This window comes from Kitasatospora sp. NPDC101183 (genome assembly GCF_044767945.1).
GTDB lineage: Bacteria > Actinomycetota > Actinomycetes > Streptomycetales > Streptomycetaceae > Kitasatospora.
This window is the reverse complement of record NZ_JBIWOW010000041.1, coordinates 19,043-38,737: the sequence shown is the minus strand read 5'-3', so window position 1 is coordinate 38,737 and position 19,695 is coordinate 19,043. Positions and strand designations below refer to the sequence as shown.

Below are 19,695 nucleotides of genomic sequence, written 5' to 3'. Positions count from 1 at the left end.
CCGATGCAGCAGACCGAGTGCCCGAGCTGTTTCGAGCCGATGGAGCCCGAGGACTCCTTCTGCAACCGGTGCGGCGCCGGCCGGGACGGCCGGGCGGCCCCGGGCGCCATGCCCGCGGGCTGGGCCGGCGCCCACCCGGAGGCCGTCCCCGCCCAGCGCGGGCCGGTCTGCGTGCACTGCGGGCAGCCGAGGGTCGCCCCCGACGGCTACTGCGAGGGCTGCGGAGGCGCGCAGCCGCGCCCCCGCGACCACATGGAGAAGGCGCTCGGGGGCGTCGCCGGGGTCAGCGACCGCGGCGTGCGCCACCACCGCAACGAGGACTCCTTCACCGTCGCCGCGACCTCGCTGCCCGGCGGCGAGCCCGTCGTGGTCGCCGTGGTCTGCGACGGCGTCTCCTCCTCCGACCGGCCCGACGAGGCCTCCGAGACGGCCGTCGACGCCGCCTCCGAGTCGCTGCTCTCCTCCCTGGAGGCCGGCCGCGACCACGAGGAGGCGATGCGCCGGGCCGTCGCCGACGCCGCCAAGGCCGTCGCCGACCTCGCCACCGACGGCTCCGGGCCCGTCCGCCCCGAGGTCAACGCCCCCGCCTGCACCTTCGTCAGCGCCATCGCCGCCGGCGGCCGGATCACCATCGGCTGGGTCGGCGACACCCGGGCGTACTGGATCCCGGACGACCGCGTCGCCGCCGAGCCCTACCGGCTCACCCAGGACGACTCCTGGGCGGCCCGGATGGTCGAGGCCGGCCTGATGGCCGAGGCCGAGGCGTACGCCGACCCGCGCGCCCACGCGATCACCGGCTGGCTCGGCGCCGACGCCGAGGAGGTCGTGCCGCACACCCTGGAATTCACCCCCCACGTGCCCGGCGTGCTGCTGATCTGCACCGACGGCCTGTGGAACTACGCCGAGGCGGCCACCGACCTGGCGTACTTCGTCCGCCCGGACGCCCGCACCGAGCCCCTCGCGGCCGCCCAGACCCTGGTGAAGTTCGCCGTCGCCGCCGGCGGCCACGACAACATCACCGTCGCCGTGCTGCCGATCGACCCGCCGGCCGTGTCCGTCGAGGAGGCCGAGCAGACGCCCACCGCGCTGGACCTGCCGATCCTGCGACGGCCCGCCGCGCCCGCTCCCGCACCCGCCTTCGCGGAGTTCGCGGAGGAGGACGAGGAGGACTACGAGCCGACCCTGCCGGACCTCCCGGTGATCGGCTCCGCCGCCGCCCCGCTGCCCCCGGCCGCCCCCGCCCAGGGCCCGGTGCCGCCCGCACCCGCCGCCCCGACCGCCCCGCCGCCCGTACCGCCCCAGCCCCCGCACCCGCCGACGGCCTGACGGACCGCCCGACGGACCGCCGCACCGGGCCCCGGTCCGCCCGGCGGACCGCCCCACCGACCCGCTCACACCCACCACGCACCCGACGGGAGCCACCGCCCCATGGCCACACTGGCGAAGCCGAACCTGCCCCGGTTCGACGTGGAGATCTTCCAGAACGAGTACCTCGCGGACGGCGCCCACGAGGTGAACGCCATCGTGACCGTGACCGCCACCGGCGGCGGCACCACCGGCGGCCGCCCCCTCACCGTCGCCGACGCCGGCACCCCGGGCGCCGACGCCTCGGCAGCCGTGGTGATCCTGGTCGACTGCTCGGGCTCGATGGACTACCCCAAGACCAAGATCAACGGCGCCCGCGAGGCCACCGCCGCCGCCATCGACTCCCTGCGCGACGGCACCGCCTTCGCCGTCGTCGCCGGCACCCACGAGGCCCGCGACATCTACCCCGGGGACGGCACCCTCGCCATCGCCTCCCCCACCACCCGCGGCCACGCCAAGGAGTCCCTGCGCCGCCTCACCGCCGCCGGCGGCACCGCCATGGGCACCTGGCTGGCCAAGGCCGACCAGCTCTTCCTGACCCGCCGCGACATCGCCATCCGGCACGCGATCCTGCTCACCGACGGCAACAACGAGCACGAGTCCGCCGAGGACCTCGCCCGCACCGTCGAGCGCGTCTCGGGCCACTTCACCGCCGACTGCCGCGGCGTCGGCACCGACTGGCGGATCGACGAGCTGCGCAAGATCTCCTCCGCCCTGCTCGGCACCACCGACATCGTCGCCGAGCCCTCCGGCCTCGCCGAGGACTTCCGCTCGATGATGGCCGGCGCCATGGGCAAGCAGGTCGCCGACGTCGCGCTGCGGATCTGGACCCCGGCCAACGCCACCGTGAAGTTCGTCAAGCAGGTCGCCCCCGCCGTCGAGGACCTCACCGGGCGCCGCACCGACTCCGGCCCCCGCGCCGGCGACTACCCGACCGGCTCCTGGGGCGACGAGAGCCGCGACTACCACGTCTGCGTCGAAGTCCCCGCCGCCTCCGTCGGCAACGAGATGCTCGCCGCCCGCATCAGCCTCGTCCTGCCCCCGCAGATCGCCGGCGGCACCCCCGAGGTGCTCTCCCAGGGCCTGGTCAAGGCCGTCTGGACGGACGACCTCTCCTCCTCCACCCGCATCAGCCCGCAGGTCGCCCACTACACCGGGCAGGCCGAGCTGGCCTCCTCCATCCAGGAGGGCCTGGAGGCCCACCGCGCCGGGGACGTCGACCGGGCCACCGCCAAGCTGGGCGCCGCCGTGCGCATCGCCCACGCCACGGGGAACGACGGCACCTACAAGCTGCTCCAGAAGGTGGTGGACGTGGTCGACGCGAAGGAGGGTACGGTTCGGTTCCGTAAGAACGTGAGCGAGGCCGACTCGATGACCCTCGAGACCCGGTCCACCAAGACGGTACGTGTGAAGAAGAAGTGACCGCTGAAGACGTGGCCGGGCCGTCGGCCCGGCACGACGCCGCCCCGTGCCGGCTCGACGCGCTCGAAGTGAGGGGGACCTGATGCCGATCTGCCCGAGGGGCCACGAGTCGCAGGCCGAGGACTGGTGCGACTTCTGCGGCTTCCCGATGACTCCGCCGCCGCCGGCACCCGGGGGCACGTACGCCGCGCCGCCGTCCTCGCCCGCGGGCTACCCGCCGGCCGGGCCGGCGGGCTTCCCGCCGCCGCCCCCGGGCCCCGGCAACGCCCCGGCGCCCGGCTACCCGGGCGGCCTCACCGAGGGCCTGCCGCTCTGCCCGATCTGCCGCAGCCCGCAGACCGGCCGCTTCTGCGAGGAGTGCGGCTACGACTACGAGCTGTCCTCGCCCTCCACGCGTCAGCCGTCGCCGACCGGCATGCCCGCGCACAACCCTCCGGCCGCGCACAACCCGCCACCGCTGAACATCCCGCCCGCGTACGGCGGCCCCGCGCAGCCCCCGGCGGGCCAGCCGCCCATGGCCCAGCCCCTCGCCCAGCCGATGGCCCACCCGATGGCCCAGCCGCCGGCCGCTCCCCCGGTCCCGCAGCCGGAGCCCGTGCACCCGCACACCTACGGCTACCCGCCGCCGGAGGGCGCCTTCCCCGACAGCGTCCTCGGCGAGGAGACCTCGGGCCCGGTCTACGCCGGCCCCGGCCCCAACAACCGCGGCGGCGACTTCGGCACCTCGTTCCACCTCGCCCCGCCGCAGCCCCAGCCCCCGGCGGAGCCCGTCCGGTCCAACTGGATCGCCGTCGTCGCGGCCGACCGCGACTACTTCACCGACATGATGGCCCGCAGCGGCCCGGAGGCCTCCGGCCTGTTCTTCCCGCCGTACTGCCCCGAGCGCCGCATCCCGCTGACCGGCCGGGGCCAGCTGCGCATCGGCCGGCGCAGCCAGCACCGGGGCACCGTGCCGGAGATCGACCTGTCCGTGCCTCCGGAGGACCCGGGCGCCTCGCACCAGCACGCGCTGCTCGCCGAACAGGCCGACGGCAGCTGGGTGCTGGTCGACCAGGACTCCACCAACGGCACCACCGTCAACGGCGGCGCCGAGCCGATCACCCCGCACACCGCCGTCCCCCTCAACGACGGCGACCGCATCCACATCGGCGCCTGGACGACGATCACGGTGCACCGCGCCTGAGAATCGCCCTTTGAGGGACCATCAGTACCAACTCCGGCCGGGCCGGGCGGAATTCAACGCCCGCCCGGCCTGTTTTGTTCCCGATTTCCTCAAGGAATCCGCAAATTAAGCGCCGGGGAAGTGCACAGAGGGCCCGAATGGCCCTACGCTCAGGCCACATGACTGCTGCTATATCCGCTGACGGCATCCGCCAGCGGTACGGGGATGTGCAGGCCGTCGACGGGGTGTCCCTGACCGTCGAGGCCGGCGAATTTTACGGAATCCTGGGCCCGAACGGCGCCGGGAAGACCACCACCATGGAGATCCTGGAAGGGGTCCGCAAGGCCGACGAGGGCCGGGTCGAGCTGCTGGGGATGTCGCCCTGGCCGCGCAATCCGAAGCTGCTGCCGCGCATCGGCGTGCAGTTCCAGGCCTCCGCGTTCTTCCGGAAACTGACGGCCCGGGAGACGATCCACACCTTCGCGTCGTTCTACGGGGTCGGCCCCAAGCGGGCCGACGCGATGCTGGAGCGGGTCGGCCTCGGCGAGAAGGCCGGGGAGCTGACCGAGAAGCTGTCCGGCGGCCAGGCCCAGCGCCTGTCCATCGCCTGCGCCCTGGCCCACGACCCGGAGCTCGTCTTCCTGGACGAGCCCACCACCGGCCTCGACCCGCAGGCCCGGCGCAACCTGTGGGACCTCCTGCGCGACATCAACGCCGAGGGCCGCACCGTCGTCCTGACCACCCACTACCTGGACGAGGCCGAGATCCTCTGCGACCGGGTCTCGGTCATGGACCACGGCAAGATCCTGCGCACCGGCGCCCCCGCGGCCCTCGTGCGCGAGATCGACGACACCGTCCGGATCAGCGTCGCCTCCGGCCAGCTGTCCGTGGACAGCGCCCGCGAGCTGTTCGCCGCCGCCGGCGCCGACGTCGCCGCGCTGGAGGACGACACCGTCACGCTCTCGGTCTCCACCCGGCTGCCGGGCCCGGTCCTGAGCGTCCTGGGAGACCGGAACGCACTGCGCGGCCTGGAAGTTCGCGGCGCCACCCTGGAGGACGTCTTCCTCCAGCTGACCGGACGGGAGTACCGGGCATGACCACCCCCACCACCGAAGCCGGGCGGGAACGGGTCAGCGCCTTCTGGAGCCTGTCCCGCGCGATGCTCCTCGGCATGAAGCGCGACCGCACCGCGACCTTCTTCCTGCTGCTGTTCCCGCTGGTCTTCCTGGTCTTCTTCGGCGCCGTGTCCAACGGCTCCGGCAGCCCGCACGCCAAGGTCGCCCAGGTCGGCGCGGTCAAGCTCTTCGACTCCATCCAGGGCGAGGACCGCGTCGGGCTCGACAAGGTCCTCACCATCACCAGGGTGGACGACGAGGCCGCCACCCTGGAGAAGGTCCGCAAGGGCGACTACGACGCGCTGATCAAGCAGGGCCCGGACGGCACGGTCGAGCTGCGCTACACCGCCGCCGACCCGGTCCGCTCCGGCGCGCTCAACGGCATCCTCGACTCCGTCGTCCAGGGCGCCAACCAGAAGGCCAGCGGCCAGAAGCCCGCGTACGTCCTCCAGGCCGAGCAGGTCGAGGACAAGTCGCTCAAGCCGATCCAGTACCTCACCCCCGGCCTGCTGGGCTGGGCCGTCGCCACCGGCGCGGTGTTCGGCGCCGCGCTGACCCTCGTCGGCTGGCGCCGGTCCAAGGTGCTGCGGCGCCTGCGGCTGGCCCCGGTCAGCGCGGGGACGGTGGTCAGCTCCCGCATCCTGGTCTCGCTGCTGACGGCGTTCCTGCAGACCGCCGTGTTCGTGGTGGTGGCGACGAGCTTCTTCGGGCTCAAGCTCACCGGCAACTGGTGGCTGATCCTCCCGCTGGTGGCCTGCGCGACGCTGGCCTTCATGTCGATCGGCCTGCTGGCCGGCTCGGTCGCCAAGACCGAGGAGGCCGCCAACGGCATCTCGCAGATCATCGTGCTGCCGATGTCGTTCCTGTCCGGCTCGTTCTTCCCGATGGACAACGCCCCGGGCTGGCTCCAGAGCGTCTCCAAGGTCATGCCGCTGCACTACCTGGTCGACGCCTCCCGCTCGGTCCTCACCCGCGGCGGCGGCGTCATGGACGCCCTGCCCACCATGGGCGGACTGCTCCTGTTCGCCGCGGTGCTCACCGGCATCGCCTGGAAGCTCTTCCGGTGGGAGGACGAGTAGTCCCCCCTGCCCCACCCGCGCGGGGTCGTACACCGAAGGTCTCGGTGTACGGCCCCGCCGCCGTCTGCGACCATGGTCGGGTGACTGAGATCCGGCGTGGCACCTTCAGCGAGGAGACCTTCTTCGAGCAGGCCGGCGGCGAGCCGACCTTCCGGCGACTGGCCCACCTGTTCTACCAGGGCATCGCCGAGGACGAGTTGCTGCGGCCGATGTACCCCGAGGAGGACCTCGGCCCGGCCGAGGAGCGGATGGCGCTGTTCCTGATGCAGTACTGGGGCGGCCCGCGCACCTACAGCGAGCAGCGCGGCCACCCCCGGCTGCGGATGCGGCACGCGCCGTTCAAGGTCGACAAGGCCGCGCACGACGCCTGGCTGACCCACATGCGGGCCGCGGTGGCGGGGCTGGAGCTCCCGGCCGAACTGGAGACACAGTTGCTGGACTACCTGACGTACGCCGCCGCCTCGATGATCAACACCGAGGGCTGACGGCTACTACCGCAGCGGGCTGAGCCCCAGCCCCGCCCCCGGCGCGGCCGCAGTCCGCAGGACCACCGAGCCCGTCGGCGAGCTCAACCGCAGCCAGCCGCCCGCCCGGTGCACACCGAGCGGGGCCTCCGGGGCCAGGAACCCGATCCGGTACGAGGCGTGCACCGCGCGCAGCGGCAGCTCCGGCAGCACGGAGACGGGGCGGGACCAGATCTCGTCCGCCAGCGCGTCCAGCACCGCGCGGGTGCGGTGGTGCTCCGGCACGGCCTCGCTGCGCTCGCGGAACTCCCGTACGGCGGCCATCAGTTCGCGGCCCACCTCGGCGGGCGGCGGGGTCCCGACCGGGCGCCAGCCCGTGCGCGGCGGCAGCATCCCGGCCCAGGAGGGGCCGGTGACGGGGGCGGGCAGCGCGATCGCGCCCGTCCCGGCGTCCACGCCGTCCAGCAGCTGCCCGGCCGAGACGGTCACGTCCACCGGCCCGTCCAGGCCGTCCAGCCGGGCCGTGCGGATCGCCAGCACGCCCGAACCGCCCAGCGGCAGCCGCCCGAAGACGGCCAGCACGGCGCCGCCCTCCGCCGGGCCGACCGCCTGGAGCCGCACCGCGGCCGCCCTGTCGAAGCGCAGCAGGCGCAGCAGGAAGGCCGACAGGTCGGCGGCCTCACGGGTGTCGGACAGGGCCAGGCGGGCGGTGACGGTCAACGCGGCTCAGCTCGAATCGTGGTGGGAGGGGTGCGGGGGTCAGACCGCGGCGACGACGGGCTCCTCGTCCATGAACCGGGAGAGGAACTCCCGCTCCACGGGCGAGATCCGGCGCGGCCGGCCCTCGGCCAGGTCGTAGGGCACGACCACGGTGGACGCCTTGACGTACACCGTCTCGGTGCCGTCCTCGTGCACGTCCTTGATCTCGTACGAGACGGTCAGCGAGGCGGTGCCTATCTTCGTCACGCTGGTCTCGATGATCACCGGCTCGGGCCGGTGCACCAACGGGCGCTTGTAGTCGATCTCGTGGCGCGCCACCACCGAGCCGCCCGCGAACTCCCCGGCGCCGGCCTCGGCGGCCTGGGTGAACATGAAGTCGATCCGGGCCTCCTCCAGGTAGCGCAGGAAGACCACGTTGTTGACGTGCCCGAAGGCGTCCATGTCGGACCAGCGCAGCGGGCAGGCGTAGATGTGGCGGGCCACGGGTGTTCTCCTCGGTGTCCGGTCGCCCGCCGCCGCAGGCCGGCGACGGGCCGCGGCCCGGCAGGCCGCCCCGGAGGGCAGTCTGCCGGGCCGTGATGACAGTGGGATGTCAGCCTCGGGTCAGCTTCTTGTACGTGGCCCGGTGCGGGCGGGCGGCGTCGGCGCCGAGCCGCTCGATCTTGTTCTTCTCGTACGACTCGAAGTTGCCCTCGAACCAGAACCACTTGCTGTCGCCCTCGTAGGCGAGGATGTGGGTCGCCACCCGGTCGAGGAACCAGCGGTCGTGGGAGATGACCACGGCGCAGCCGGGGAACTCCAGCAGGGCGTTCTCCAGCGAGGAGAGCGTCTCGACGTCGAGGTCGTTGGTGGGCTCGTCGAGGAGCAGCAGGTTGCCGCCCTGCTTGAGGGTGAGCGCCAGGTTCAGGCGGTTGCGCTCACCGCCGGAGAGCACGCCGGCCGGCTTCTGCTGGTCCGGGCCCTTGAAGCCGAACGCCGAGACGTAGGCGCGGGACGGCATCTCGACCTGGCCGACGTTGATCCAGTCCAGACCGTCGGACACGACCTCCCAGAGGGTCTTCTTCGGGTCGATGTTGGCGCGGCTCTGGTCGACGTAGCTGATCTTGACGGTCTCGCCGACCTTGACCATGCCGGAGTCCGGGGTCTCCAGGTCCTGCAGCATCTTGAACAGCGTGGTCTTGCCGGCGCCGTTCGGGCCGATGATGCCGACGATGCCGTTGCGCGGCAGGGTGAAGCTGAGGTCGTCGATCAGGACCTTCTCGCCGAAGGCCTTGTTGAGGTTCTCGACCTCGATGACGACGCTGCCCAGGCGCGGGCCCGGCGGGATCTGGATCTCCTCGAAGTCCAGCTTCCGCATCTTGTCGGCCTCGGCCGCCATCTCCTCGTAACGGGCGAGGCGGGCCTTGGACTTGGCCTGGCGGCCCTTGGCGTTGGAGCGGACCCACTCCAGCTCTTCCCTGAGGCGCTTGGCGCGCTTGGCGTCCTTCTGCCCCTCGACCTTGAGGCGGGACTGCTTGCTCTCCAGGTAGGTGGAGTAGTTGCCCTCGTAGCCGATGGCGCGGCCGCGGTCGAGCTCCAGGATCCAGCCGGCCACGTTGTCCAGGAAGTACCGGTCGTGGGTGACGGCCACGACGGTGCCCTTGTACTTGGCCAGGTGCTGCTCCAGCCAGTTCACCGACTCGGCGTCGAGGTGGTTGGTGGGCTCGTCGAGGAGCAGCAGGTCGGGGGCCTCGAGCAGCAGCTTGCAGAGCGCGACGCGGCGCTTCTCGCCACCGGAGAGCTTGGTGACCGCCCAGTCGCCGGGCGGGCAGCCCAGGGCGTCCATGGCCTGCTCCAGCTGGGCGTCCAGGTCCCAGGCCTCGGCGTGGTCCAGCTCCTCCTGGAGCTTGCCCATCTCCTCGAGGAGGGCGTCCGAGTAGTCGGTCGCCATCAGCTCGGCGATCTCGTTGAAGCGGTCGAGCTTCCCCTTGATCTCCTTGACGCCGTCCTGCACGTTCTCCAGGACGGTCTTCGACTCGTCGAGCGGCGGCTCCTGGAGCAGCATGCCGACGGTGAAGCCGGGCGAGAGGAAGGCGTCGCCGTTGGAGGGGTGCTCCAGGCCGGCCATCATCTTGAGCACGGTGGACTTACCGGCACCGTTGGGGCCCACGACGCCGATCTTCGCCCCGGGGAGGAAGCTGAGCGTCACGTCGTCAAGGATGACCTTGTCTCCGTGAGCCTTGCGCACCTTGCGCATCGTGTAGATGTATTCCGCCACGTGAGATCGCTCCGGCGTCGTCGGGAGTATTCGGCTTGCAGCCTTCCATTGTGCCGCACCCGCCCGCACACCCCGAACCGCCCGCCCACTCCCGGCCACCCCCTCCCCGGACCGCCTCCGCCCGCGCCCTCACCCGGCCCCCGGCCCCTTCTCCGCCTTCTCCGCCGCCGGAACGGCCGCTCCCCCGGCACCTGCCCCGTGCCCGCTCTCCCCCTCCCCCACGACGAACGGCCCGGCCCCCCGCAGCGTGTGCGGGGGGCCGGGCCGTCGTGATCGCCCGCCCCTCAGGGGCGGCGCTCAGGAGTCGCCTCAGGCGGTGGTGCGCCCGTGGCGGCCACGGCGGCGCAGGACGAAGACCGCGGCGCCACCGGCCACGACCAGGCCACCGGCGACGGCGGCGAGGATCGGGGTGGAGTCATTGCCACCGGTCTGGGCCAGACCGCCACCGGTGCCCGGGGCGGCGCTGCTCGGGGCCGCGGCACCCGGGGTGGACGGGCCGGAGGTCGGCGTGACGGAGGCGGCCGGGGTGGTCGGCGTACCGGTCGGGGTCACGCCGGTCTTGCAGTCCAGGACACCGCTGAACTTCTTGGAGTAGCCGTTCGGGCCCGTCACGGTGATGTCGTAGGCGGTCTTCTCGGCGACCTTGACCAGCACGGTCTCGGTCTTGCCCGGCTGCACGGTGACCTTCTGGCCCGGCTGCACGGTCACGTCGGCCGGCTGGTCACCGGTGTTGGTGACGGTGACCTTCACGCCGCCGCTCGCGCACTCCTCCTTGGCGGAGCTGTCGACGATCGCGCCCTGCCCCTGCTTCCAGGTGACCTGGCCCGCGGCCGCGACGCCGAGCTTCTTGGAGCCCGCCAGGATCATGGTCTGGCTGTGGTTGCCCCGGTCGTCCAGGCCGCTCATGAAGACCCGGCCGCTGAGCACGGTGGTGTCGGCGGTGGCGTTGAGGGTGGCCTTGCCGTCCGGGGTGCCGCCCGGGACGTCCAGGAACAGCTGGGTGTCCTTGGCGATCGGGCCGGTCAGCGCGCCGTTGAGCTGCTTGCCGTCCTTGTCGAGCAGCTTGATCTTGTCGGCGGCGTCGCCGGCCACGGCCAGCTTGACCTCGGTGGCGCTGGTGTTCAGCACGAACGGGCCGAGCTTGCTGCCGGACTTGCCGGAGACGGAGTCCGGGGTGAGGGTCAGCGAGGGCTTCGGCTCGGCCGCGACGCCCTTGTTCTTCTCACCGGTCAGGTAGTCGCGCAGCTTCTTGGCGTGCTCGTTGCGCGGGGTGGCGTCCTTGTTGTCGGAGAACTTCCAGATCGCGGCCTGGGTGCCGGCGGCGGCGTCCTTCTCCGAGAGCTCGTTGTCGCCGATGGCCGTGCGCAGCGCGCCGATCGAGGCCTGCGGGTAGGAGTTCTCCAGGATCCAGCGGATCTTGGGGGCGTTGGCGTTGCTGTTGAGGGAGCTGGCGGACCAGTCGGCCTCGTGGTACTTGGCCTTGCTGTCCAGGTAGACCGGGTTGTCGAAGTCGATGCAGTAGGTCTGGAGCAGCTCGCCCGAAGCGGTCTTGAGGGTGAACAGGCCCGCGTCGACGCTGTCCTTGCCCTTGACGTCGACCCGCTCGCCGAACAGACCGGGCTGCACCACCGCGGTGACGCCCGAACCCGGGTTGTCGGCCGCGACCGCCGTACCGGTCGCGAACAGGCCGCCGCCCAGCGCAAGGCTGGACGTGAGCATGACAGTGGCTACGCGGGACAGGTTCCGCCCCTGCTTCTGGACCATCAGGATTCCCTCCGGAGCGGGCCTGGCCTCTGGATGGGCAGCCCGCCGACTTTCGTGCCGCACGCGCCCCCTGTGGCGCCGTTGCGAGGTGTGAAACCAGACGAATCCTATTAACCTCCTGGAGTCCCGAAACCCCCATGCGAAATCAGGACGAATCCGTATCTGGATCGTTATCAATCCCCTCAGGTCCCACACAAGCTGACAGTCCGTCCGATTCCGGGGACACTTTCCGGTGGGGGGCGGGGAATGTACGGGCGGCGCAATGGCCTTCTCGATCAACATATTTGTCGACAGGGAAGGCCATCGCACCTTCACCCCTTCCGTCGGCTCACGGCCCTGTCGGCGCCACCGCCGCGCCACCCGCCGGCACCCCCTCGGACACCTCCCCCCGCTGCCCGGGGCGGGACCTGATGGCCTGGACGATCCACTCCGGCACCACCTCGGCCTCCACCTCCGCCGCCGGGGCGCCCGGCTCCCCGGAGCACCCGCCCGCGCCCGGCGGCTGCCCGCGCACGCCCGTCGCCCGGCGGAAGGCGGACGTCCCGCGCGTCAGGTCGTGCCCGACCGACCGGGCGTCGATCTCCACCCTCGTCCGCCGCGCCTCGCCCTCGCCCCACTCCCGGACCTTCAGCCGGCCGCTGACGAGCACCGGATCGCCCTTGGAGAGCGAGCCGATGAGGTTCACCGCCAGCGCCCGCCAGGCCGTCACCGTCAGCCAGTGCGTGTCCCCGTCCACCCACGCCTCGCGCTGCCGGTCGTACCTGCGCTCGGTGCAGCCGAGGCGGAAGTTCGCCATCGGCACACCGCCCCCGGTTTCGCCGTAGCTGACCTCGGTCGCGACATTGCCGAGGACCGTCACCTGCATCTCGTTCACGACACACCCTCCGTTCTCGCCGATGCACCGTACGGAATCGATCGGTGCGGGACTTGAGAGTGCACGCGCGGGGAAATCACGGCCACCGAGTTCTGAAATCTGTGGATAACCGTCCCCCCGGGAAAATCTGACTCACTCTCAGGGGTGAATTTCGGCCTTCCGGCGTGACTTCCTCCGGAAAACTCCTCGCGGCCATGACAAAAATCAACCCGCCCGGGAGCCGGGTGACCGGCGGCGGAAGGCCCGCCGCGAAGCGTCCGTGCACGTCAATCGACCACGACAACCCGAATGCGGCCCCCCACCCGCGCCGAGAGCGGGACATTCTCCGTGCCGAATCCATAACGGGTGGGGCGGCAGCCCCGTAACGACTGCACAACGTCCGGCTCGGAACACTCCCAGACCGCTGCACACACGGCGTTCACCTGCGATTATCGGACCGCTCCACCGAACCGACACACCAACGGCGGTGCTGTCGATCGCGACCCGGCAACCGGGCACCCTTATCCTGTCCCCGACAGGGCGAGGGTCCATCGACCCCCTCCCCCACCCCCTGTACGGGGCCGGACACGCGCGCCCCGGCGCTCGTCGCCCGATCCCGGCCACGGTCACGCCCCCATAGCTCAGCGGATAGAGCACCCGCCTTCTAAGCGGTAGGTCGCAGGTTCGAATCCTGCTGGGGGCGCCACCCTTCAATTCCCCGGGCCGCGGATACCGGTCGCGACCATGCGTAGTCGTTTCGATTCTCCGGGTTATCCCCGCAGCCCACGCCCGCACGCCCCGCATTCGCACCGTGACGGTACGTGTCATGACCGTCGCGAATACGGTCGCATCGTCGAATGTCCGGAATTCCGCGCGAATCCGGCGCCCTTCCGGACACCCTCTCCGACGCCGTTCTCCGACGCCGTTCTCCGGCGCCCTTCTCCGGCGCCTAGCCCGCGATCCCCGCGAGAAAGCCGTCGACCAGCGCGACCTGCCGCTCGGCCGGGAACTCCCCGGGCGCGAACAGCGCCTGCACCACCAGCCCGAGGACGAAGGCCTGCGCCGCCGCCGCGAGTTCCGACGGATCGGCCTCCTCCGGCAGCTCGCCCAGCCGCAGCGCCTCCGCCAGGTGCACGGTGATGGCCTCCCGCGAGCGCCCGTAGCGGCCCGCGTGGGCGGCGGCGAGGTCCGGGTCCGCCAGCGCGACGTCCCAGGAGCCGACCCAGATCCGGTTGCCGGCCCTGGCCGCCTCGTCCAGCGGCAGCACGTCCAGCAGCGCGGCCCGCAGCCGGGCCAGCCCGGCGGGCGGGGGCGGGCTGCCGTCCGCGGGCGCCGTACGCCGGGGGCGCGCGCCCGAGCGCCGGTCCAACTCGTCCAGCGCGTGACTCAGCAGCGCCTTCTTGTTGGGGAAGTAGTGCGTCAGCAGTCCGGTGGAGGCGCCCAGTTCGGCGGCCACCGCGCGCAGCGTCAGCCCCTCGAAGCCCCGGGTGGAGAGGACCCTCCACACCCCCTCGGAGACCTCCGAGCGGCGGGCGTCATGGTCTCCACGGGCCGGTGTCATGGGGGCTATCGTACATACCAAACGTTTGTTATGAATGATGCGACCACCACTCCGCACCACCGGAAAGGCCCTGCCCGTGTTCACCGTCCGTCTCACCGAGAACGCCGAGCTGCGCCCCCTGGAGCCCTGGCAGGCCCCCGAGTTCCTCGAGCACATGGACCGCGCCCGCGCCCACACCGACCCGTGGATCCCCTGGGCCTCCCGCTCCACCGACCTGGAATCCGCCCGCGCCACCCTCCAGGGCTACGCGGACCGCCAGGCCTCCGACACCGGCCGGATCTACGGCATCTGGCTGGACGGCGTCCTCGTCGGCGGCGTGATGTACGTGTCCTTCAGCACCACGTCCGGCAACTGCGAGATCGGCGCCTGGACGGAGCCGGCCGGCGAGGGCCACGGGCTGATCACCGCGGGCGTCCGCCTGCTGCTCGACTACGCCCTCGTCACCCGCGGCCTGCACCGCGCCGAGTGGCTCTGCTCCACGGTCAACGCCCGCAGCGGCGCCGTCGCCCAGCGCGTCGGCATGAAGCTCGACGGCGTCCTGCGCGAGTGGTTCCCGCACAACGGCGTCCGCCACGACAAGGAGGTCTGGTCGATGCTGGCGCCCGAGTGGCCGGCCGTCCGGGGCTGAGCCCTCCCGCACCGAGGCGGCGGGGCCCGGCGGACACCCCCGTGTCCCACCGAGCCCCGCCCGCCCCCGGCCCAGGCGTTCAGGCCGCGACCGCCACCCGCTCCTCGGTGGCGGCGGCCTCCCGCGCCCCGCCCCCGTCCAGGTTCGCGCCGGCCACCACCCGCAGCCGCCACACCAGCAGCGTCACCAGCACCATCACGCCGCCGCCCGCCAGGAAGACCACGTCCACCGCGTCGGTGAAGCTGCGCACCGCGTGGTCCCGCGCCGCCCCGGTGAGCGAGCTCACCGCGCCCACCGGGAGCCGCGGCTCGCCGTCCTCGTAGACCCGGGAGAGCAGGGTGCCGAACACCGAGGCGCCCAGCGCGTTGCCGAGGTTCTGGAAGAACCGGATGCCCGTGGTCGCCACCCCGAGCTGCCGCTGCGGGGCCGCCTGCTGCACCACCGCGATCAGCTGGCCGATCAGCTGCCCCAACCCGGCTCCCAGCAGGGCGAGTTCGGCCATCAGCGTCCACAGCGGGGTGTCCGGACCGCTCAGCCCGAGCAGCTGCAGCGCCACCGCCGAGCAGCCCGCGCCGGCCAGCAGGAAGGTCGACACCGAGTGGCCCCGGGCGAGCAGCTTGCCGACCCCGAGGCCCGAGACCGTCATGCCGAGCGCCATCGGGATCAGGTAGAGGCTGGCCGTGGTCGGGGCGACGCCCCGGCCGATCTGCAGGTAGAGCATCACCTGGACGATCGCGCCGATCATGCCCATCCCGGTCAGGCCCTGGATCGCGAAGCCCAGCCGCACCGTCGGGATGCGGAACAGCGACAGCGGCAGCACCGGCGCGGCGGCCACGGCCTGGCGCCACAGGAAGAGGCCGAGCGCGGCCAGCGTGGCGGCGCCGAGCCCGAGGATCGTCGGGGAGCCCCAGGCGTAGTCCTTGCCGCCCCACTCCGTCACCAGCAGCAGTCCGACGGCGAAGGCCGCGGCCAGGGCGGAGCCGAGGAAGTCCAGGCCGCCGCGCCCCGCCGCCTTGGGCAGCCGGATCGCCAGTGCGACGCCGACCAGCACCACGAGGCAGAGCGGCAGGTTGACGTAGAAGATCCAGCGCCAGCTGACGTGCTCGGTGAGCAGCGCCCCGGCCAGCGGGCCGATCGACATGCCCAGACCCGCGACGATGCCGCCCATGGCGCTGCCCTTGGCGCTTCCCTTGGCGCTTCCCTTGGCACCGGGGCCCTCATCCGGCCCCTTGAGCTGGGCGATGACGACCATGGTGACGCTCATCAGCCCGCCGCCGCCGATGCCCTGGAGGGCGCGGAAGGCGATCAGCTCGGTCATCGACTGCGCCGCCCCGCACAGCGCGGAGCCGAGCGTGAAGACGGCGACCGCCCCGAGCAGGACCCTCTTGGCGCCGTAGGAGTCGCAGAGTTTGCCGTAGAGCGGCAGCAGCGCGGTGGCGGCGAGGGCGAAGGCGCTGATCAGCCAGGGCAGCCGGTCGACGCCGTGGACGGGGTCGAGGTCGCGGACGATCGGCACGGAGGCCGCCGACACGATGTTCATGTCGAGCACGGCCAGCACGATCGTGACCAGGCAGAGGAACATGGCCACCCCGCGCTGGCGGGGCGTCATCAGGTCGGTGTCGGGTGGTGTCGGTACGGCGGCGGCCATGGTCAAGTCCCCCCAGGGTCTGTGGAGTTCGGGCCGGGCCGGAGCGGCTCGGCGGCACGTCCCTCACGATGGCAGCGTTTTTGTACCCGGTCAACTCTTCATCCCGACCAATTTTTCGGCCCAGACAATCTTTCTGCCCGGTCAACATTTGATCCTGGTACAGTCCACCCATGTCGATGCGACCCGGACAGGACTACGACCCGACCGCCGACCCCGACCTGGACGCGCTGCCGCTGCGCGAGCGCAAGAAGCTCCAGACCGGGATACGGATCTTCCGCACGGCCGTGGCGCTGTTCACCGAGCACGGCTTCGACCACGTCTCCGTGGCGCAGATCGCCGCCGCCTCCGACGTCTCCAAGATGACCGTCTTCAACTACTTCTCCACCAAGGAAGACCTGGTCATGACCCCGATGGAGAAGCACCTCGACGAGCCCGCCCGGGCGGTGCGCGACCGCGCCCCGGGCACCTCGGCCGTGGCGGCGCTGCGCGGGCAGTTCCTCGACGCGATGCGGGGCTTCGACCCCTCGGCCGGCCTGAACGACGACGCGATCGTGCTGGACGTCGTCCGGCTGATCCACCGGACCCCGGCCCTGACCGCCCGCGCCACCCACGGCTTCGACCGGGTCGCCTCCGCCGCCCTCGCCGCCGAACTCCTCGCCCAGGACCCGGAGCACGACGAGCTGACCGCCCGGGTCGCCACCGCCCAGGCCCTGGCCGTCCGGGTCGCGCTGATCACCGGCAACCACCGCCGGATGCTGGCCGGCGAGCGCGCCGCCGACGCCCTGCCCACCGCGCTCGCGGACGCCGAGCGCGCCTTCGCCCTCCTCGAGCGGGGGCTCGGCGACTACTGCACCTCCCCCGCCTGAGGCCTCCCCGCCCGAGACCTCCTGAGCCCCCTGTCTGGAAGAGTGGGCGCATGGACCAGCCCCTGCTCGTACGGCACCGCACCGCCCTGCCCGCCCAGGCCGAGGGCCTGAACGCGTACGTCGGCCAGGACGGCGTCGCCGTCCTGGAGTTCGACCGCCCGCACCGCCGCAACGCGGTGACGCTCGCGATCTGGCAGGCCCTGCCCGAGGTGCTGGAGCAGCTCGCCGGCCAGGAGGGCGTGCGCGCCCTGCTGCTGACCGGCGCGGGCGCCACCTTCAGCGCGGGCGCGGACATCGCCGAACTCTCCGAGGTGTACGGCGATCCGGAGCGCGCGGACGCGTACCACGCCGTCAACGTGGCCGCCGAGGAGGCCCTCGCGGCCTTCCCGCACCCGACGCTCGCCGTGGTGCACGGCGCCTGCGTGGGCGGCGGCTGCCAGCTGGCCGTCGCCTGCGACCTGCGCTTCGTCGCCGAGAACGCCCGTCTGGGCATCACCCCGGCCAAGCTGGGCGTGGTCTACCCGGCGGTGCCGACCCTGCGGCTGTCCCGGCTGGTCGGCCCGGCCCGCGCCAAGTACCTGCTGTTCTCCGGCGAGTTGGTGCCCGGCCGGGACGCGATGGCGCTGGGCCTGGCCGAACGCGTCCTGCCGGCCGTCGAACTGGACGCCGCCGCACTGGACTTCGCCCGGGTGCTGACCACCCGTTCGGCGCAGACCATCGGCGCGGTGAAGGCCGCCCTGGCCGTCGCCCCGGAGCACGCGGCCGGGGCGCTGGCCCCCTGGGAGCGCCGCTCCCGCGAGGACGGGGACGTACGGGAGGGCCTGGCGGCCTTCCTGGAGGGCCGGGCGCCCCGGTTCTGAAGGGCCGCCGATCCGCCCATAGGATCATCGGACACACACGATCCGGACCCGCCTGGAGCACCCCCGATGACGACCGAGGCCACCGAGGCCACGACCGCCCCCACCAGCCGGACGCTCTGGGCCCGCCGCGTCACCGACGGCGTCGAGCCGAAGAACGTGATCATCGCGGTCTGCCTGCTGATGGGCGCCGTCCGCTACGGCTGGACGGGCGTGGCCTGGGCCGCGTTCGCCGCGCTGTTCGCGGCCGTCGTCCCGACGCTGTTCATCCAGCGCGGCATCCGCAAGGGCACCCTGGAGGACCGCCACGTCGGCCACCGCCAGAGGCGGCTCACCGTCATCCCGTTCATCATGGGCTCGGTCGCGTTCAGCTTCGCCGTGATGGTCTGGGCCGGCGCCCCGCGCGACCTCACGGCGATGGTGGCCTCGATGTTCGCCTCGCTGGTCCCGATCCTGGTGATCACCGTGTGGTGGAAGGTCTCCATCCACACGGCGGTGGCCGCCGGCGCGGTGGTCTGCCTGGGCATCGCGCTGGGCCCGCTGTGGCTGCTGCTCGCCCCGGGCGTCGCCCTGATCGGCTGGTCCCGCGTGGTGCTGCGGGACCACACCCTCGCCCAGACCATCGTCGGCGCGATCGTGGGCGGCCTCACCGCCGGCCTCACCTTCTGGCTGGCGCGCTGACCCCCGGGCTCAGCGGATCGGCATCCCCGAGATCGCCCGGGCGATGACCAGCCGCTGGATCTCGCTCGTCCCCTCGAAGATCGAGTAGATCGCGCTGTCCCGGTGCATCCGCTCCACCGGGTACTCCCGGGTGAAGCCGTTGCCGCCGAGGATCTGCATCGCCTGCGCGGTGACGAACTTGGCCGTCTCCCCCGCGTACAGCTTGGACATCGAGCCCTCGGCCGCCTCGAACGGCCGGTTGTTCACCGCCATCCAGGAGGCCCTCCACACCAGCAGCCGGGCGGCGTCGATCCTGGTCCTCATGTCGGCGAGCTGGAAGGCCACGCCCTGGTTGTCGATGATCGGGCGGCCGAACTGCTCCCGGGTCCTCGCGTAGTCCAGCGCGACCTCGTACGCGGCCCGGGCGATGCCGATCGCCTGCGCGCCGACGGCCGGGCGGGAGGCCTCGAAGGTGGCCATCGCCGCGTTGCCCCGGCCGCTGCGGCGGACGCCCTCGCGGGCCCGGGCCAGCCGCTCGTCCAGCTTCTCCTTGCCGCCCAGCAGGCAGCTGCCGGGCACCCGGACGCCGTCCAGCACCACCTCGGCGGTGTGCGAGGCGCGGATGCCGTGCTTCTTGAACTTCTGGCCCTGGCTCAGCCCCGGGGTGCCCGGCGGGACGACGAAGGAGGCGTGCCCGCGCGTGCCCAGCTCCGGGTCCACGGAGGCGACCACCACGTGCACGGCGGCGATCCCGCCGTTGGTGGCCCAGGTCTTGGTGCCGTTCAGCACCCACTCGTCCTTGGCCTCGTCGTGGACGGCCCGGGTGCGCAGCGCGCCCACGTCGGAGCCGGCGTCCGGCTCGGAGGAGCAGAAGGCGGCCACCTTGACGTCGTCCGGGGTGCCGAACATCTGCGGCGTCCACGTGCCGATCTGCTCGTCCGTGCCGTTGGCGAGCACGGCGACGGCGGCCAGCGTGGTGCCGACGATGGCCAGGCCGATGCCCGCGTCCCCCCAGAACAGCTCCTCCATGGCGATCGGGATGCCCACGCCGGAGGGGTCGAAGTACTGCTGGGCGTAGAAGTCCAGCGAGTAGATCCCCAGCTTGGCGGCCTCCTGGATGATCGGCCAGGGGGTCTCCTCCCGCTCGTCCCACTCGGCGGCGGCCGGGCGGATCACGTCGGCGGCGAAGCCGTGCAGCCAGTCGCGTACGGCGAGCTGGTCCGCGCCCGGGTCCATCGAGAACGTGCTGCTCATGGTGGCTGCCTCCGCGGAAA

18 protein-coding genes and 1 tRNA gene are annotated in these 19,695 nt (G+C 72.4%); 11 read left to right on the top strand and 8 right to left on the bottom strand.

Annotation, left to right across the window (positions count from 1 at the left end; translation table 11 throughout):
* Positions 1-3 precede the first annotated feature (3 nt).
* The 6 genes from ACIRRS_RS35850 (at position 4) to ACIRRS_RS35825 (ending at position 6,628) form a co-directional block, all read left to right on the top strand.
* Positions 4-1,326 (top strand): PP2C family protein-serine/threonine phosphatase, encoded by a 1,323-nt coding sequence (locus tag ACIRRS_RS35850; RefSeq protein WP_402980355.1) that lies wholly within the window; start codon positions 4-6, stop codon positions 1,324-1,326.
* A 102-nt stretch (positions 1,327-1,428) separates the two neighbouring features.
* Complete coding sequence (locus ACIRRS_RS35845; protein ID WP_402980353.1) at positions 1,429-2,787, top strand: VWA domain-containing protein; 1,359 nt, start codon at positions 1,429-1,431, stop codon at positions 2,785-2,787.
* Positions 2,788-2,869: 82 nt separating this feature from the next.
* Positions 2,870-3,970 carry an FHA domain-containing protein gene (locus tag ACIRRS_RS35840; protein WP_402980351.1) on the top strand — a complete coding sequence of 367 codons (1,101 nt, stop codon included), beginning with the start codon at positions 2,870-2,872 and terminating at the stop codon, positions 3,968-3,970.
* 158 nt (positions 3,971-4,128) lie between these two features.
* Positions 4,129-5,046 (top strand): ABC transporter ATP-binding protein, encoded by a 918-nt coding sequence (locus ACIRRS_RS35835; protein ID WP_402980348.1) that lies wholly within the window; start codon positions 4,129-4,131, stop codon positions 5,044-5,046.
* A complete protein-coding gene (locus tag ACIRRS_RS35830) occupies positions 5,043-6,143 on the top strand; it encodes an ABC transporter permease (protein ID WP_402980345.1) in 1,101 nt (366 codons plus the stop codon). Before ACIRRS_RS35835 ends, ACIRRS_RS35830 begins: the two co-directional genes overlap by 4 nt.
* Positions 6,144-6,223: 80 nt before the next feature.
* Positions 6,224-6,628 (top strand): globin, encoded by a 405-nt coding sequence (locus ACIRRS_RS35825; protein WP_402980343.1) that lies wholly within the window; start codon positions 6,224-6,226, stop codon positions 6,626-6,628.
* Between the two features lie 6 nt (positions 6,629-6,634).
* Here the strand turns inward: ACIRRS_RS35825 and ACIRRS_RS35820 are convergent, their stop codons facing one another.
* From ACIRRS_RS35820 to ACIRRS_RS35800, 5 genes are all read right to left on the bottom strand, one after another.
* Positions 6,635-7,327 (bottom strand): hypothetical protein, encoded by a 693-nt coding sequence (locus ACIRRS_RS35820; RefSeq protein WP_402980340.1) that lies wholly within the window; start codon positions 7,325-7,327, stop codon positions 6,635-6,637.
* 39 nt (positions 7,328-7,366) lie between these two features.
* Positions 7,367-7,810, bottom strand: coding sequence for an acyl-CoA thioesterase (locus tag ACIRRS_RS35815; protein ID WP_402980337.1), 444 nt, complete (start codon positions 7,808-7,810; stop codon positions 7,367-7,369).
* A gap of 109 nt (positions 7,811-7,919) precedes the next feature.
* The gene (gene ettA / locus ACIRRS_RS35810) at positions 7,920-9,584 is read right to left on the bottom strand and encodes an energy-dependent translational throttle protein EttA (RefSeq protein ID WP_402980335.1); all 1,665 of its coding nucleotides are present in this window, start codon (positions 9,582-9,584) and stop codon (positions 7,920-7,922) included.
* A gap of 309 nt (positions 9,585-9,893) precedes the next feature.
* Positions 9,894-11,303 carry a Cys-Gln thioester bond-forming surface protein gene (locus ACIRRS_RS35805; RefSeq protein WP_402980333.1) on the bottom strand — a complete coding sequence of 470 codons (1,410 nt, stop codon included), beginning with the start codon at positions 11,301-11,303 and terminating at the stop codon, positions 9,894-9,896.
* Positions 11,304-11,676: 373 nt separating this feature from the next.
* Positions 11,677-12,213, bottom strand: coding sequence for a single-stranded DNA-binding protein (locus ACIRRS_RS35800; RefSeq protein ID WP_402980387.1), 537 nt, complete (start codon positions 12,211-12,213; stop codon positions 11,677-11,679).
* Between the two features lie 618 nt (positions 12,214-12,831).
* Here ACIRRS_RS35800 and ACIRRS_RS35795 point away from each other — a divergent pair.
* A tRNA-Arg gene (locus tag ACIRRS_RS35795) sits at positions 12,832-12,907 on the top strand.
* Positions 12,908-13,150: 243 nt separating this feature from the next.
* On the opposite strand, the gene ACIRRS_RS35790 is transcribed toward ACIRRS_RS35795, so the two are convergent.
* Entirely contained in the window at positions 13,151-13,762 is a 612-nt protein-coding gene (locus ACIRRS_RS35790) for a TetR/AcrR family transcriptional regulator (RefSeq protein WP_402980331.1), read from the bottom strand.
* A 37-nt stretch (positions 13,763-13,799) separates the two neighbouring features.
* On the opposite strand from ACIRRS_RS35790, the gene ACIRRS_RS35785 reads away from it, so the two are divergent.
* Positions 13,800-14,390, top strand: a complete 591-nt coding sequence (locus ACIRRS_RS35785) for a GNAT family N-acetyltransferase (protein ID WP_402980329.1) — start codon at positions 13,800-13,802, stop codon at positions 14,388-14,390.
* Between the two features lie 79 nt (positions 14,391-14,469).
* On the opposite strand, the gene ACIRRS_RS35780 is transcribed toward ACIRRS_RS35785, so the two are convergent.
* Positions 14,470-16,038, bottom strand: a complete 1,569-nt coding sequence (locus ACIRRS_RS35780) for an MFS transporter (RefSeq protein WP_402980327.1) — start codon at positions 16,036-16,038, stop codon at positions 14,470-14,472.
* A 170-nt stretch (positions 16,039-16,208) separates the two neighbouring features.
* Between ACIRRS_RS35780 and ACIRRS_RS35775 the strand changes: the two genes are divergently transcribed.
* From ACIRRS_RS35775 to ACIRRS_RS35765, 3 genes are all read left to right on the top strand, one after another.
* Positions 16,209-16,904, top strand: coding sequence for a TetR/AcrR family transcriptional regulator (locus ACIRRS_RS35775; protein ID WP_402980325.1), 696 nt, complete (start codon positions 16,209-16,211; stop codon positions 16,902-16,904).
* 50 nt (positions 16,905-16,954) lie between these two features.
* Positions 16,955-17,764, top strand: a complete 810-nt coding sequence (locus tag ACIRRS_RS35770; RefSeq protein WP_402980323.1) for an enoyl-CoA hydratase/isomerase family protein — start codon at positions 16,955-16,957, stop codon at positions 17,762-17,764.
* 66 nt (positions 17,765-17,830) lie between these two features.
* On the top strand, positions 17,831-18,442 hold the full coding sequence (locus ACIRRS_RS35765; RefSeq protein WP_402980321.1) for a phosphatase PAP2 family protein: 612 nt from the start codon (positions 17,831-17,833) through the stop codon (positions 18,440-18,442).
* Between the two features lie 9 nt (positions 18,443-18,451).
* Here ACIRRS_RS35765 and ACIRRS_RS35760 read toward each other — a convergent pair whose 3' ends face one another.
* Positions 18,452-19,675 carry an acyl-CoA dehydrogenase family protein gene (locus tag ACIRRS_RS35760; RefSeq protein ID WP_402980319.1) on the bottom strand — a complete coding sequence of 408 codons (1,224 nt, stop codon included), beginning with the start codon at positions 19,673-19,675 and terminating at the stop codon, positions 18,452-18,454.
* Positions 19,676-19,695: the final 20 nt, after the last annotated feature.